Annotated in this window: 14 protein-coding genes; 11 read left to right on the plus strand and 3 right to left on the minus strand. The window is 59.6% G+C overall.

The features are described from left to right. The first annotated feature begins 161 nt into the window (after window positions 1-161). The 6 genes from recA to miaA are packed head-to-tail and all read left to right on the plus strand — an operon-like array spanning window position 162 to window position 6,113. Window positions 162-1,271 (plus strand): recombinase RecA, encoded by a 1,110-nt coding sequence (gene recA, locus QP093_RS03045; RefSeq protein WP_058236443.1) that lies wholly within the window; start codon window positions 162-164, stop codon window positions 1,269-1,271. Between the two features lie 11 nt (window positions 1,272-1,282). Next, complete coding sequence (locus tag QP093_RS03050; RefSeq protein WP_285014600.1) at window positions 1,283-1,909, plus strand: regulatory protein RecX; 627 nt, start codon at window positions 1,283-1,285, stop codon at window positions 1,907-1,909. Then, on the plus strand, window positions 1,899-2,405 hold the full coding sequence (locus QP093_RS03055) for a CinA family protein (RefSeq protein WP_058236445.1): 507 nt from the start codon (window positions 1,899-1,901) through the stop codon (window positions 2,403-2,405). The genes QP093_RS03050 and QP093_RS03055 overlap by 11 nt, the downstream gene beginning before the upstream one ends. A gap of 27 nt (window positions 2,406-2,432) precedes the next feature. Next, the gene (gene miaB / locus QP093_RS03060; RefSeq protein ID WP_285014601.1) at window positions 2,433-3,986 is read left to right on the plus strand and encodes a tRNA (N6-isopentenyl adenosine(37)-C2)-methylthiotransferase MiaB; all 1,554 of its coding nucleotides are present in this window, start codon (window positions 2,433-2,435) and stop codon (window positions 3,984-3,986) included. Between the two features lie 4 nt (window positions 3,987-3,990). Next, a complete protein-coding gene (locus QP093_RS03065; protein ID WP_058236447.1) occupies window positions 3,991-5,139 on the plus strand; it encodes a hypothetical protein in 1,149 nt (382 codons plus the stop codon). Beyond that, window positions 5,136-6,113 carry a tRNA (adenosine(37)-N6)-dimethylallyltransferase MiaA gene (miaA, locus tag QP093_RS03070; RefSeq protein ID WP_285014603.1) on the plus strand — a complete coding sequence of 326 codons (978 nt, stop codon included), beginning with the start codon at window positions 5,136-5,138 and terminating at the stop codon, window positions 6,111-6,113. Before QP093_RS03065 ends, miaA begins: the two co-directional genes overlap by 4 nt. A gap of 23 nt (window positions 6,114-6,136) precedes the next feature. Here the strand turns inward: miaA and QP093_RS03075 are convergent, their stop codons facing one another. Then, complete coding sequence (locus tag QP093_RS03075; RefSeq protein ID WP_092648462.1) at window positions 6,137-6,751, minus strand: class I SAM-dependent methyltransferase; 615 nt, start codon at window positions 6,749-6,751, stop codon at window positions 6,137-6,139. An 84-nt stretch (window positions 6,752-6,835) separates the two neighbouring features. On the opposite strand from QP093_RS03075, the gene hflX reads away from it, so the two are divergent. The 3 genes from hflX (at window position 6,836) to QP093_RS03090 (ending at window position 11,414) form a co-directional block, all read left to right on the plus strand. Further along, on the plus strand, window positions 6,836-8,374 hold the full coding sequence (gene hflX / locus QP093_RS03080; protein ID WP_480294004.1) for a GTPase HflX: 1,539 nt from the start codon (window positions 6,836-6,838) through the stop codon (window positions 8,372-8,374). After that, window positions 8,367-10,349 (plus strand): ATP-dependent DNA helicase, encoded by a 1,983-nt coding sequence (locus tag QP093_RS03085; protein WP_285014608.1) that lies wholly within the window; start codon window positions 8,367-8,369, stop codon window positions 10,347-10,349. Before hflX ends, QP093_RS03085 begins: the two co-directional genes overlap by 8 nt. A gap of 81 nt (window positions 10,350-10,430) precedes the next feature. Further along, on the plus strand, window positions 10,431-11,414 hold the full coding sequence (locus QP093_RS03090) for an L-lactate dehydrogenase (RefSeq protein ID WP_285014610.1): 984 nt from the start codon (window positions 10,431-10,433) through the stop codon (window positions 11,412-11,414). Window position 11,415: 1 nt separating this feature from the next. Here QP093_RS03090 and lexA read toward each other — a convergent pair whose 3' ends face one another. Beyond that, window positions 11,416-12,114: a transcriptional repressor LexA gene (gene lexA, locus QP093_RS03095; protein ID WP_058236452.1), complete on the minus strand. Its 699-nt coding sequence runs from the start codon at window positions 12,112-12,114 to the stop codon at window positions 11,416-11,418. A gap of 200 nt (window positions 12,115-12,314) precedes the next feature. Here lexA and QP093_RS03100 point away from each other — a divergent pair, with 200 nt between their 5' ends. Both QP093_RS03100 and nrdR read left to right on the plus strand, forming a co-directional pair. After that, window positions 12,315-12,797: a LysM peptidoglycan-binding domain-containing protein gene (locus tag QP093_RS03100; RefSeq protein ID WP_070725911.1), complete on the plus strand. Its 483-nt coding sequence runs from the start codon at window positions 12,315-12,317 to the stop codon at window positions 12,795-12,797. A gap of 87 nt (window positions 12,798-12,884) precedes the next feature. Beyond that, window positions 12,885-13,508 (plus strand): transcriptional regulator NrdR, encoded by a 624-nt coding sequence (nrdR, locus tag QP093_RS03105; RefSeq protein ID WP_285014611.1) that lies wholly within the window; start codon window positions 12,885-12,887, stop codon window positions 13,506-13,508. Window positions 13,509-13,552: 44 nt separating this feature from the next. Here the strand turns inward: nrdR and QP093_RS03110 are convergent, their stop codons facing one another. Then, on the minus strand, window positions 13,553-15,364 hold the full coding sequence (locus QP093_RS03110; protein ID WP_070725909.1) for an AMP-binding protein: 1,812 nt from the start codon (window positions 15,362-15,364) through the stop codon (window positions 13,553-13,555). Window positions 15,365-15,420 lie beyond the last annotated feature (56 nt).

Raw genomic sequence — 15,420 nt, forward strand, 5'->3', positions numbered from 1 at the left:
GGTGGCCCGATTCGCTCCAGCTTTCCACAGATTGCTCGCGACGAATCCCAAATGCCTATGGTCGGGCATATCGTCACTCATGCACCCCGGCGAGGGGACCGCATTCCGAGACCAGGACTGATCCATTGGGCGGAGAGCCCGCAACGACGAGGAGAAACACGATGGCCAGGAAAACAGCCCCGCGTGCGCAGCAAGCGACCACAGATCGCGACAAAGCACTGGAAGTGGCACTCGCGCAGATCGATAAGCAGTTCGGAAAAGGATCTGTGATGCGACTGGGCGACGATGCGCGCCCGCCCGTACGCGTCATTCCCACAGGTTCGCTGGCCCTCGACATCGCACTGGGCATCGGCGGTTTGCCGCGCGGTCGAGTCGTTGAAATCTATGGACCAGAATCTTCCGGTAAAACCACCGTTGCTCTGCACGCCGTTGCCAACGCACAAAAAGCGGGTGGAAACGCTGCGTTCATCGACGCTGAGCACGCACTTGACCCGGAGTATGCGCGTGCTTTGGGCGTGGACACTGACTCCCTGCTGGTTTCACAGCCCGACACCGGTGAACAGGCACTGGAAATTGCCGACATGCTGATCCGCTCGGGCGGCATTGACATCATCGTCATTGACTCGGTGGCCGCGCTCGTTCCCAAGGCGGAAATCGAAGGCGAAATGGGTGACTCGCACGTCGGCCTGCAGGCCCGTCTGATGAGCCAGGCGCTGCGCAAAATCGCAGGCGTCCTGTCGGCCACAGGGACAACTGCGATCTTCATTAACCAGCTGCGTGAAAAGATCGGTGTGTTCTTCGGATCTCCCGAGACAACAACGGGTGGCAAGGCACTGAAGTTCTACGCTTCAGTTCGCATCGACGTGCGCCGCATCCAGACTCTCAAAAATGGCGATCAACCCGTCGGCAACCGCACCCGCGCCAAAGTCGTCAAGAACAAGATGGCGCCGCCGTTCAAGCAGGCGGAGTTCGACATTGTCTACGGTAAGGGAATCTCACGTGAAGGCTCCCTGATTGACATGGGCGTGGAAAGCGGCATCGTGCGCAAGTCAGGTTCCTGGTTTACCTACGGAGATGATCAGCTGGGCCAGGGCAAGGAGAACGCCCGCCAGTTCCTTGTTGACAATGCTGAACTTGCCGACGAGATCGAACACAAGATCCTGCAGGCCGTTGGCATCGAAGCATCTCCCGAAGAAGAATCAACACAGTCCGAGGAGGCTTCGGAGACAGCAGAGCCGGCCGTTGACCCCTCCGAAGATGCAGGATTCTAAGGTGTGTGCACGTGGTCAACTACTCGGATCCCGAAGACCATCCTGAGCTGGGTGACCAGCGTCGGCGTGCAACCGCGGATTCGGCTGCGCAACGCATGGCGCGAATTCGCGAACGCAACGCTTCTTTAACGGGGACAGTCGCGATTGAAGCGGCACGTGAGGTGGCACTGCGCCAGCTGGACGCCAGGGCGCGATCACGCGCCGAACTGCACACGGCCATCACGTCGCGCGGCTTTTCCAGTGATGTTGCCGATGACGTACTGGAACGGCTCGAACGCGTTGGACTGGTTGATGATCGCGCGTTTGCCGCCATGTTCGTCAAGGACCGCTTCTCGCTGGGCGGCAAAGCAGGACGCGCACTGGCAGCAGATCTGGCGAAACGCGGAGTTGCGCTGGAGCTGATTAACGAGGCCCTGAGCGAGATTTCTCACGAGGATGAACAGGCGCGGGCTCGACAACTTGTCGACGCGAAGAAACGGTCGGTGCTGTCACGAGGGCTCGACGGCGCTGAACGCGATAAAGCCTTTCGCAGGCTGACGGGTATGCTGGCGCGCAAAGGATATGCGGCTCACGTGTGCGTCAGCGTTGTCGGCGCCGCGTTGAATGAGTGGAGTAGAGAATCGGACGATGACATCTGATGATGCGACTTTTCGCCTGGTGCACGACCTTATCGACTCACACCTGACGATTGCGACAGCTGAATCCCTGACAGGTGGGCTCCTGTGCTCGACACTGGTCAACATTGCAGGCGCATCCGATGCGGTGCGCGGAGGCGTGTGTACCTATGCCACTGAGCTGAAGGCTGACATTCTGGGTGTCGATCGGGCACACCTGGCACGAACCGGTCCGGTAGATGCGGACGTGGCCATTCAGATGGCTCAGGGGGTACGCACCCTGATGGGTGCCGATATCGGTATCTCCACCACAGGCGTGGCCGGCCCAGGTCCGGCAGACGGGCACGAAGCAGGAACCGTCCACATCGCCTGTGTCACTCCAGAAGGCTTCACGCAGCGTGAATATCACTTCACTGACCGCTCACGCACACAGGTGCGCACCGCGGCTGTGGACGCTGCAATCACGCTGGTGAGTGACGTGGTCACACGCGGGCATGACGAACCCAACAGGGTGGAGTAAGGCATTGTTGAGTAGAATCTTCAGACGATGACTTCTTTGACCGATCTTTCCGCGCCAGCCGCACCGTCTGCACTGCCACGTACCTACGCGGTGCGCACACTCGGATGCCAGATGAACGAGCATGATTCAGAACGCATGGCGGGACTACTGGAAGAGTATGGACTGGTTCCCGTCTCACAAGTACCCGAAGCTGCAGCACGCGCCACTGATGCCGGCGACATGGGCGCTGACGTGGTGGTCATCAATACCTGCTCGGTCAGAGAAAACGCTGCGACTCGTCTGTTCGGAAATCTTGGCCAGCTCGCCCAGGTCAAACGTGAACGCCCCGGCATGCAGATCGCAGTGGGCGGGTGCCTGGCTCAGCAAATGCGCGGCGGTATTGTGGAACGCGCACCTTGGGTCGACGCCGTTTTCGGCACACACAACATCGATGTTCTGCCCGCACTGTTGCGGCGCGCTGAACACAACCAGGAAGCAGCAGTTGAGATCGAAGAATCGCTGAAGGTTTTTCCATCGACGCTGCCCACACACCGCGAATCCGTGTATGCGGCATGGGTGTCGATCTCTGTCGGATGCAATAACACCTGCACATTCTGCATCGTGCCGCATCTGCGCGGAAAGGAACGCGACCGCAGGCCAGGTGAGATCCTCCAGGAAGTCGAAGCAGTTGTCGCACAAGGCGCTATCGAAGTGACGCTGCTGGGGCAAAACGTCAACTCCTACGGTGTGGGATTCGGTCACAGAGGAGCCTTCGCTGATCTGCTGCGCACAGTCGGCGCAGTCGATGGAATTGAGCGCGTACGCTTCACCTCCCCTCACCCGGCAGCTTTCACTGATGACGTCATCGAGGCGATGGCTCAGACACCCACCGTCATGCCATCCCTGCACATGCCATTGCAGTCAGGCTCAGACACGGTGCTGCGCCAGATGCGCCGCTCGTACCGTCGCAAGAAATTCATGGGCATTTTGGAACGCGTTCGCGCAGCAATGCCCGACGCGGCTATTACGACCGACATCATCGTCGGCTTCCCCGGCGAAACGGAAAAAGATTTCGAGCAGACCCTCGAAGTCGTCGAAGAAGCACGCTTCGCATCTGCTTTCACCTTCCTGTACTCACCGCGCCCCGGCACGCCCGCAGCCGATCGCGACGACCAGGTTGACCCCGCGGTCGCCTCCGAACGCTACAGCCGTCTTATCGCCCTGCAAGATAAGATCTGCGCGCAGGACAATGAGAAGCTCGAAGACACTGCCGTCGAAGTCCTCGTCAGCGAAGGACAAGGCCGCAAAGACGGTGCCACTCAACGCATCACGGGGCGTGCGCGTGATAACCGACTGGTACATGTCGCCCTGCCCGACACTCTTGTAGAAGCGGACAGGCCACGACCCGGCGATATGGTGCGCGCAACGGTCACGCACGGTGCGCCTCACCATCTGCTCGCTGACTCGGCCCTGACCGGGGGACTTTTCGACGTTCGCCGTACCCGTGCAGGGGACGCATGGCAGGAGGTTCAGCGTGCACACAACGAGGCATCCGATCCACGCGTAACTCTTGGAATGCCGACGCTGCGCGTGAGATCATGAATGCATGAAGCAAAGCGACGTTGACGCCGTCCAGGACGTCACGCTTATTGAGGTGCGCCCCCAAATCAGCCGTCCGTTCAACAATGAACACCCGCACGCTGATCTCTACTGCCGGTTGGCGGCTCTCACGGAGCAACATTCGCAGCGAATCTTTGGCACATCTGTGTGGGCGCTGACCGCCCAACAGCTCTCCACGGCTCGTCATTCGTGCGCTCAGCTCTTTATCGTTGCCTGCGCAGGTTCCCAGCCCGTCGACGTCGATCGAGCCAGCGTGATCGGCTTTGCCTATCTGGAGCTACCGCTGCTGGAGAACACCCATCTGGCAACGTATGACATCTATCTGGCAGATTCCCACAATGAGGCGATTGCTCAGGCACTTCGCGCCCGATGTGAAGAAAAAGCGCGGCGCTATGGGCGCACCGGTATCGACACATGGGTTGTGTCGACCTCGTGGCACAAGATCGAGGATTCCGAAGCTATCGCTGACGTCAGTGGATATCACCCGGATCGGCCGGACACCCTCGTCAATTTTGATGAGGATGCCGACACTCGGGCACTGCGAGCCGGGGGCTATGAGCCTGTGTGCGGTGAATGGGTGAATGTTCTTCCTGCCCAACGTATCCGTGAAGCCGCACCGGTCGCGCCTGACGGTTTTGAAACAGTGACGTGGACAGGACCCTTCACTCGGCCCGCGCTCGCCAGGCAGATGGTGCGCCTCTACGAAATGTGCGCGCGTGACATCCCTTCAGGCGCGCTACCCACTGATCAAAGCGCAATCTGGGACGAACAGCGTATCCGACTGATGGAGGACGGACTCTACCGCGCCGGCACCAAGTGGATGACGACCGCAATTCGACCAGCCGGAGGACCACTGGTTGGTTGGACAACGCTGACGTATCGTGACGACACATCCGGCTACGCTTACCAGGAAACAACGCTGATCGACCCGCAATACCGGGGCAGGAAACTGTCAGCGTGGATCAAGCTTGTCAATGCTCAGGCACTGGAACGTGAACGCCCCGACATCTGTCACATCGTGACATCGAATGCCGTGACCAACCGCGCAGTATTGGCGCTCAACCGCAACTTTGACGCTCGCGCCGTTGCCATTGACGTGGACTGGTACAAACCGCTGGGTGATCAGAACCTGTGACCTCTGACCACACTCCGATTATCGCCGTCGTCGGCCCCACAGCCTCAGGAAAGTCCGACCTCGCCCTTACCATTGCGCAGGATCTGCCGGCATTGCTGGGAACATCCGGTGAGGCCGAATTGGTCAGCGCGGACGCGATGCAGCTGTACCGAGGAATGGATATCGGCACGGCCAAAACACCACTGGAGGAACGCCGAGGGATCACACACCACCAGATCGACGTCCTGGATGTGACAGACGAGGCCAGTGTTGCCGCCTATCAGCGCGAAGGACGACGTGACATCGCGGATATTCATCGTCGCGCGGGCATCGCCGTGGTTGCCGGCGGATCGGGACTGTACGTTCGCGCGCTCCTTGACGTCATCGACTTTCCTGGCACAGATCCGGACATACGCGCCCGCATTGAAGCTGAGGGCGACGGGCCACTGGGCGTCCAAGGGCTGTGGGACAAGCTCTGTGAGCGTGACCCGATTGCTGCGTCCCGAATCGACCCGCATAACGCGCGCCGAATTGTGCGCGCACTTGAAGTGATTGAACTGACGGGAGAGCCGTTCTCAGCGCGCCTGCCGCGCTACGAGTTCGCCCAGCCGGCGGTCATGCTCGGAATGAGGCGTGAGCCTGCCCGCCTCGATGAGCGCATCGCGGTCAGAACGCACGCCATGTTTGACGAGGGCCTGCTTGACGAGGTTGCCCACCTGATTCCTCTCGGATTGCGCGAGGGCAAGACGGCATCCCGGGCAACGGGATATGCGCAGGCTCTGTCCGTGCTTGACGGTCATATGAGTCGTGATGAGGCGATTGAGTCGGTTGCACTGGCCACCCGTCAGCTTGCACGGCGACAGATCAAATGGTTCAGACGGGACCCACGCATCATGTGGATCGATGCAGACGGGTGCGATGAGGCGGCACTGCGCGCGAACGCGTTGAAGTTGATCGAGCGCGCACTCAGTGATGCACAGCCCGAATCGTTCTAGCGCTGCGCAGCCTGAATCGCGATCTAGCGGCGCGCGACCCGAATAATGCGGTAGCCCTTCTTGGATGCAATCTTGCCGGCATCCCAGCCTTGCTCGCACAGCCAGGAGATCAGGGAATCTGCGCCAAGGTTGCGCTGTACCACCAGGTACGCCTCACCCTCATCGGCCAGCAGGTTGAGCCATTGAGTCAGCAATTCACGCAATGCTTTTTTCCCGATACGCACCGGAGGGTTTGACCAGATCAGGTCGAAACGCACGTTCTCGGAGTGAGCTTTGGCCAGGGCAGCGGGCGCACGGTACGCCGTGATATTGGACACTCCCGCGGCTGTGGCGTTGCGGCGCGTCAAATCGAGCGCCCTGTCTGTCACATCGACTGCCCACACCTGAGCCTCGGGCGACTCCAGCGCCATCGCCAGCGCGATCGGCCCCCATCCGCACCCGACATCCACAAACGTTCCTGACGAAGGCGGCGTGGGAGCTTCTGCCAAAAGCTGGCGTGTCCCCAGGTCCAGACGGTTGGCAGAAAAAACATGATCACTGACCCAGGCGCGAAAATCGTGTCCGCGCAGCGCCACGTCAATGCGGCGCAGTTCAGATTCTTCGGCAGGAGCAGCGTTGGTGAAGTACTGGTCAGTCATGATGTCCAGCCTAGTGGATCACTCAGGTGTCCACACCCATCGCTGTCTCATCTGCGCGGGTGGGTCTGCTCGTGGCACACTAGGATGAACCCGCAACGAAGGAGATCAGTGGCCGACTCACGTGATTCAACCTCAGCGCATGACGACGAATCGTTCAAAGCAGCAGAAGACGTCGTGGCGCGTATCCTCGCCCGCCAGGGCACAGCACTGGCATCCACGCGCTTTCAGGACACGACGCACGATGCTGGCGACCTGGAACGGGAGGCGCGCGCCGGTATGCGCCGCGTCAATGACATTGCGAGCCAGACCGAGCTTGACGAAGTCAGTGAAGTTGAATACCGCCAGGTGCGTCTCGAACGTGTGGTCCTGGTGGGCCTGCGCACAACGCAGAGTCTGGAGGAATCGGAAAATTCGTTGCGTGAACTGGCAGCACTGGCTGATACAGCCGGATCCCACGTCCTCGATGGCATCATTCAGCGGCGCCCCACCCCAGATCCTGGCACCTACCTCGGCTCCGGTAAAGCGCGTGAACTCGCTGAAATCGTGGCGGATAGCAGGGCAGACACGGTCATTGTGGACGGTGAACTGACCGCTTCTCAGCGCCGCGGCCTGGAAGACGTCGTCAAAGTGAAAGTTGTTGATCGTACGACGTTGATCCTTGATATTTTCGCCCAACATGCCAAGTCTCGTGAAGGCAAGGCACAGGTGGAGCTCGCTCAGCTCGAATATCTGTTGCCGCGACTGCGAGGTTGGGGTGAGTCCATGTCGCGTCAGGCCGGTGGCCGTGTGGCCGGCGGTGAAGGTATCGGCTCACGAGGACCCGGTGAAACGAAAATCGAACTGGATCGGCGCCGCATTCGATCACGCATGGCGCGCCTGCGCGCACAGATCCGTGACATGGAACCCGCCCGACGCACTCAACGAGCTGCACGCCGTCGCATGGGTGTGCCCTCTGTGGCGATTGTCGGGTACACGAACGCTGGGAAATCTACCCTGCTCAACCAGCTCACTGATGCCGGCGTGCTTGTGGAGGACGCGCTGTTCGCGACCCTCGACCCAACTGTCCGCCGGACGCAAACTTCTGATGGCCGGGTCTTCACACTGTCTGACACGGTGGGATTCGTCCGTAATCTGCCGACGCAACTGGTGGAGGCCTTCCGATCCACGCTCGAAGAGGTCGGTGAAGCGGACGTGATCGTCCACGTCGTTGATGCGGCTCACCCTGATCCGGTCGGCCAGGTTGAAACCGTGCGCGGCGTGCTGGACACGATTGACGGCACGGAGACGATTCCCGAAATTCTTGTGCTCAACAAGAGTGACCTGGCCTCGCCTGAACGCCGGGCGCTGAACCGTACGTTGTTTCCCAAAGCTGTTGCGATCAGTGCTCGCACTGGGCAGGGAATCGAGGAGCTGCGCCAGCTCATCGAAGACACGTTGCCGCGTCCGCGCGTCTATGTTGACGTGGTCATCCCGTACGACCACGGCGACCTCGTCCATGCCGCCCACGAACAGGGCGAGGTCCTCAGTGAAGACTACGAGGCAGCAGGCACGCATATCACTGCTCACGTCGACAGTGCGCTTGCAGACCGACTTCATCATGTGAATGCCGCGCCCCATGAGTGAGGCTGACGAGCAGGAGACTGCCCTTGAACATCGTATTCTGACCCGAGTGCTCACCGCGATGGGAGGCAGTCGGCGCGACGGCCAGGTTCGCATGATTGACGAGGGCGCCGCCGCGCTGAAATCAGGTCACCATGTGATGATTCAGGCGGGAACCGGCACGGGCAAGTCGATTGGTTACCTGATTCCGGTGCTGGCTCGGGCAGCTGAATCAGGCGCACGAACCCTGATCACAACGGCCACGCTGGCACTGCAACGCCAGATTCTGACGAAGGACGCTCCTTTGGTCATTGACGCCGTGGCGGATGAAACGGGTGTGCGTCCGCATATCGCACTGCTCAAAGGATGGTCGAATTACGTCTGCAAGTATCGAGCTGACGGTGGGCGCTCCCAGCTGGATACTCTTTTCGACGCTGCCGACGCGCATCAGGGACCAATCAGTGACCTCGGCAAAGAAGTGACGCGGGTGCGAGAATGGGCGCGCATCACGGATACAGGTGATCGTGATGATCTGATCCCCGGCGTCTCCGACCGGGCGTGGAGACAGGTGAGTATCTCGAAGCGTGAATGCATGGGGCGCGACTGCCCATTTGTGGAGGAATGCTTTGCTGGCCTCGCGCGCGATGAAGCGCTTGAAGCTGACGTGGTGGTCTCAAACCATTCCCTCTTCGGTATTGACACGATGAGTGCGCTCAACCTGTTTGGAGAGTTGGATCATGTGGTGGTTGATGAATGCCACGAACTTGCTTCCCGCGTTCGCTCTCAAGCCTGTTGTGAAATATCCAAGGCACTGTGTACGCGCGTGGCGCGAGTAGTGCGCACGCTGGTCAAATCCGTTGATATTCAACCGTTCGAGCAGGCAGCGAGCGCATTGATGGATGCCCTCGACGCGCAGCCTGACGGGCTGATGGTGTGCAGGCCAGATGCGGTAGTTGAGGCGATCAGCGTATGTGATTCAACAGTGCGTACCGTGGCCAGTGAAGTTGAGCAGTCCTCGGTGGAGCAGAGTCAGAAACTCATGGCGCAGGCGGCGTGTGACGAGTTCATCGAGGCAATCGACGCGTGGAATGTCGATCCAGCTCAGACGATTACGTACATCGAGAGGGACACGGATAGCAGCGCTGTGTCGTTGAAGATTGCGCCTCTGGATGTCGCCGGACCGCTCGGCGCGGTCGGGCTGGGGGAGCGTGCGGCGATCTTGACGTCTGCCACGCTGGCACTGGGCGGGTCTTTTGATTCGGCGGCTCGGGAATGCGGGCTGATGGTCTCCCACGTGCCCTGGCATGGCATTGACGTTGGTTCGCCCTTCGACGTGGCTCGTCAGGGCATCATCTACGTGGCGCGGCATCTGCCAGTTCCGGGTCGCGAGGGCCCGAGCGGGGAAGCGCTTGATGAGCTTGTCGCCCTGACTCAAGCGGCAGGTGGAGGTGTACTCGCCCTGTTTTCAGCATGGCGTGGTCTGAAGGCCGGTGCGCGAGCACTTCGCGAGGGGACATCTCTGGACGTGTACGTGCAGGGAGAGGAAACCACGTCGGCGTTGGTGTCGCGTTTTCGAAACGAACGCGATTCGTGTCTGGTTGGCACACTGTCACTGTGGCAGGGGGTCGACGTTGTGGGCCCGTCCTGTCGGCTTGTTGTCATCGACCGGATTCCGTTTCCTCATCCTGATAACGCGGTGTTCCAGGCGCTGCAAAACGATGCAGCGAAACGGGGAGTGAGCGGTTTCGGCGCGGTGGCACTGCCTCACGCAGCACTGTTGATGGCCCAGGGCGCTGGCCGACTGTTGCGTTCCTCGCAGGATCAGGGAGTTGTGGCAGTGCTGGATCCGCGACTGGTCACAAAGTCGTATGGCAGCTTTATCCGCGCCACCATGCCGCAGATGTGGCCGACGACAGATTCGCGCATCGTGGTACAGGCGCTTGAACGTCTTGCAGCCAGTCTTGACACACCCGATTCGTCCAGTCGCCCTCGTGAATGAGACCATAGACCACTTCTCAAAATTCATCTGATTTGGGATGATGGTGCCGGATCGGAATGAAGGAGGCATCAGGTGCACCACATGACTGCTCAAACCTTGTACCCCTCAGGGACGGAAGGACACCCGTCGAAAATCGCGGTGATCGGGGCTGGAGCGGTTGGCACCGCAGTCGCCTACGCGTGCGCCATGAGGGGCGACGCCCGCACCATCGTCCTCCAGGACATCAACAAGAAGAAGGTCGAGGCTGAAGCGCTCGATATCGCTCACGGCATCCAGTTCACCCCATGCGGCGCCGTTGAAGGATCCGACGATGTGGAAATCGTGCGAGGATCCGACCTGGTGATTGTCACCGCCGGCGCGAAGCAGAAACCGGGACAATCTCGCCTTGAACTGGCCGGCTCCACCGTCAATCTCATGAAAACCATCGTGCCAAACCTGCAGAACGTCGCACCACACGCCCGCTTCATGTTCATCACCAACCCCGTTGACATCGTGACCTATGCGGCGCTGAAAATCATGGGTGTTCCACGCAACCAGGTCTTCGGCTCGGGCACCGTGCTGGACACATCGCGCCTGCGCTACTTGGTTTCGCGCGAAACCGGAGTGGCCACACAGAACATCCACGCCTACGTGACAGGCGAACATGGTGATTCAGAGGTGGCACTGTGGTCATCCGCTGAAATTGGAAACGTGCCGATCCGGCACTGGGGGCCCACCCTGAGCGGCAGGCTCTTCGACAGTGATCTGCGCAAGGAAATTGCGGAAGAAGTCACTCAATCGGCCTACAAGATCATCGAAGGTAAAGGCGCCACGAATTACGCGATTGGCCTGTCGGCAGCTAACATTGCCCGCGCGGTGCTGCGAGACGAAAACCGAGTTCTGACGATCTCCTCGCTGCTTGAAGACTGGGAAGGCATCTCAGATGTCTGCATGGCCGCACCCACCATCGTTGGGCGAATGGGTGCAGGACGGGTGCTGAACCCGCCGCTGACGCTCGCTGAGCGCGACGGTCTGACCGAATCAGCCCGACGCTTGCGTGCTGTTGCGCAAGAGCTCGGGTTCTGACCTACAGGCAGCGGATCACGGTGACGACGAGGCCGAGGATCGTTGCCTCGTCACCAGGGATCGGACTGTAGGACTCGTTTTTCGGCAGCAGCCACACATGACCGTCGGCGTGAGACAGAATCTTGACAGTTGCTTCACCATCGATCATCGCGGCAACCGTCTGCCCGTCAACAGCGGTGGGCTGAGAGCGTACCACGACATAGTCACCATCAAGGATCCCCGCATCAATCATTGACTCGCCGTTGACACGCAGCATGAACACGTTGCCTTGCCCCGTCAGTGAGGTGGGAAGCTCGAACGTGTCCTCAACATGCTGTTCTGCCGTGATAGGCGCGCCGGCAGCGATCTGCCCGACGAGGGGGACAGGAACTGTGTCCTGGTCAGCATGGCTGACCGGGATCTCGATTTCATGGACAGTGGCAGGTGCCTGATCCTGAGCATCGCGGGGATCGCGGGAATCTCCAAGACCCTGCTCCGTGAGTTCAATGCACCGCGCCTGGCCAGGAAGACGACGGATAAAACCAGCCTCCTCCAGTGCGTCAATATGATGCTTCACTGTCGAGGGGGAGGCCAGCCCCACGTTCTGTGCAATCTCACGCACCGAGGGAGGGTAACCGCGTTCGCGGATACTCTCACGAATCGTGTCGAGAATCTCACGCCTGCGACGGCTTAACGTCGCCTCATCCGTCTTCTTCGCCATCGATCCTCCCGTTTATGCAGGTCAATCAGTATTTGGAACGCAAATGCACATGGTCGTTGCTTCACTGTGTTTACAGGGTACCGAAGACTTAGGCAAATGTGAAACATTTGTTCGAGCAAGTCTTGTTGCCCTCATAAAATGATGATATCGTACAAGTGTTCGACGAACATTTGTACGACGATTGAAAGTGAGGGATTCTCATGAGCGCTGCGATTCTTGGAGCAGCTCGAACCGAACACTCCACAACGCGTCATGCTGCGAATCTGCATGTGGTGGACACCGGCGAACTCGCGACAGTTCGTGACATCTCCACTGCACCGTCTCTTCAACGCAAGCGTGCTCGCCTGCTGGAAGAAGACCCCGCCATTCGTCGTCATCCTGTTTTCGCGCGACATCGCGAGGCAGCCACGCCGCGGCTCACTCTTCGCTCTGTGGTGTGCACACTGAGCACATTGGCTGCCGCCACGACACTGAGCGTGGGTGCCGGTCTGTATTTCCAGCCAGACGACTACTCGGGGCCGACCGTGGCGCATTCGGTGACGAATGGAGAGTCAGTGTGGAGCCTTGCTCAAGCCGTGGATACTTCCCGCCCGCTCGAGCAGGTTGTTGTCGACATTGAGCGCCTCAATGACATTGACGGTCCCCTTCAGGTGGGGCAGCGTCTGCAAATCCCAGCAGAGTAGGATTGCGAGCCTGTTGTCACTGTGTCTCGTGTTGCAAATGAGGTGTGAAAACTCGTAGCGTTGAGCTAACACTAGATGGAGGCTCGCGTGCACTGCCCCTTTTGCCATAATCCTGACTCACGTGTCGTAGACACCAGGATCGCTGATGACGGAGCGTCAATTCGACGCCGCCGCGAATGCACTGTGTGCAAGAAGCGCTTCACCACGATTGAAACCTCCTCATTCCAGGTCGTCAAAAACTCAGGAGCAGTTGAGCCTTTCTCCCGAAACAAGGTTATCGCCGGCGTGCGTAAAGCATGCCAGGGAAGGCCAGTTACAGATCACGACCTCGCATTGCTCGCTCAACAAGTAGAAGAGCATCTGCGATCCAGTGGCGTCTCGAACGTCTCGTCAGAAGAAGTGGGCAAAGCAATTCTGCCGTTCCTGTCTCAACTCGATGAGATCGCATTCCTGCGGTTCGCATCTGTCTACCGCTCGTATAACTCGCTCGAAGACTTCGAAGATGCGATTGCGCAGCTGCGCCTGCAGCGCCAGGAAAATGACGATGCTGACAAGACGGCCGATGACAAGGAAGCAACGGTGTCTATCCCCGGCAACACCCGCGACAGTGCGGCTGGGGTACCGCAGCACACTGGAGTGCACAAGCAGCACGCCCGAAAGGCTCGCAAGAAGCAGATCAGAGAAGAAGAGCCCACACTGCTCGACTCCTAATCGCCAGCGTGGGCTCCTACAACCGACTCCTACAACCGAGCGGCCTACTTGTCGCTGCGGCTCGAATCCTGATCGCGGTGCGAATCTCCCTGCCGTTTATCACGCAGACGCTCCACTGCAGCAGACACGGCAGACTGAGCCTGGTCGACAACCTCCTGGGCCTGCTGCGCAAGGTCAGCGGCACGCGACTGCATCGACAAAATATCCTCACGCACCCTGCGGCGCATCACCTTGCCGATCTGAGAGCGCGGCAACTCATTGAGGACAACGAGCTGGCGTGGCAGCGCATAGTGCGACAGTGACTTTTCAGCCCACGTGCGAATGTCATCCAACGTGACAGAGGCGCCCGCCTCCAGCACAATCGCTGCAGCAACCGACTCGCCCGACTTCTTGTCAGGCAATCCCACCACGGCAACATCGCGAACACCTGGCATTGAGCGCACCGCATCTTCAACCTGGCTCGGGAACACCTTGAAGCCCGACGAATTGATCATCTCCTTGCGGCGGTCGGCCATCGTGATGAAACCGTCATCAAGGACCACCAGATCGCCCGTGCGCAGCCACCCGTCAATCAGTGTCTGTTCGGTTTCATCCTCACGGTTCCAATACCCGGCAAACACCTGGGGACCTTTGACGATCAATTCACCGACCTGACCGTCGGGAACATCCTCGTCAATGTTGTCAGGATTGACAATTCGCACCTCGGTGGACGGGAAGGGCAGACCCAGCGTGCCGGGGCGGCGCGCGGGGGAAAGCGGCGAACCCAAGATAATCGGGCTTGCTTCCGTCATGCCGTAGCCCTCCACGATCAGGCCCCTGCTGGTTTCTTCCCAGCGGGCCGCAAGCTCACCATCCAGCGGCATCGCGCCCGAGATCGCAAATCGGACTGACGTGAGATCGGAATCAAGTTCTTCTGCCGCATCCAGGATGCGCTCATACATCGGCGGAACGCCGACGAAGAAGGTACACGGCAAACGCTTTTGTGCAGTCAGCAACATCGCGGTGTCGAACTTTGGGAAAAGCGCCAACGTTGCGCCCAGGCGGATACCTGCCATAAACGAAACACCGAAGCCAAAGGCGTGGAAGAGGGGGAGCACGCAGTACACAACCTCAGAGCCCTCGTGCAGATCTGGAACCCAGGCAATATCCTGCGCCACATTCGCCATGATGTTGCGGTGCGTAATCGTCGCAGCTTTCGGAGTGCCTGTCGTGCCGCCTGTATGCAGCAACAGCGCAGCATCGTCGGGGCGAGCAGGACTGTCACCGGACATCGGCTCGGCATGCTCAACCAACTTGTCCCACGAGGGTACATAGGCGGGAACTGGAGCGGAGATCTCCTGACGTTTTTCCCGCGCAGCCTTAACCGGCAAGCTCAGCAGGAAACGCGTCACCTTCGGCATGGCGTGCGTCAAATCCATTGCGAAAACCCTGCCGGTTCCGCGCAGAAAAGCCAGCTTGTCCACCACTTTTTCCCACGCGATAGCGACGCGCGCACCATGACGGTCAAAAGATTCGTGAATTTCGCGCTCAGGTGCCAGCGGATTGTGCTCCACCACAACAGCACCCACGTACAGCGCTGCGTACACCGCCACAATGTGCTGTGGGCAGTTCGGCATCAGAATTGCCACGCGATCGCCTGGCCGCACACCGGCTCTCTTCAGCACCGTCGCACCCTGCCGAGCCTGCTTCACCAACTCCTGATAAGTAGTCGGGCGTGAGAAGAAATCTAGCGCCACGCGGTTCGGATAACGCGAAGCGACATCCTCAAGAACGTCGGTTATGCGGTGGTCCTTGATGTCAACAGAGTAAGGAATGCCAGGGGCGTACCCAGCCTGAAGCTGGTGCATCAGTGTCATTGTTCCTCCTGGATCGTGCCACTAGAATTTACCTACCCTACGGTAGCGTAGGTTGG

It is taken from the genome of Pauljensenia sp. UMB10120, from assembly GCF_030212035.1.
Classification (GTDB): Bacteria; Actinomycetota; Actinomycetes; order Actinomycetales; family Actinomycetaceae; genus Pauljensenia; species Pauljensenia radingae_A.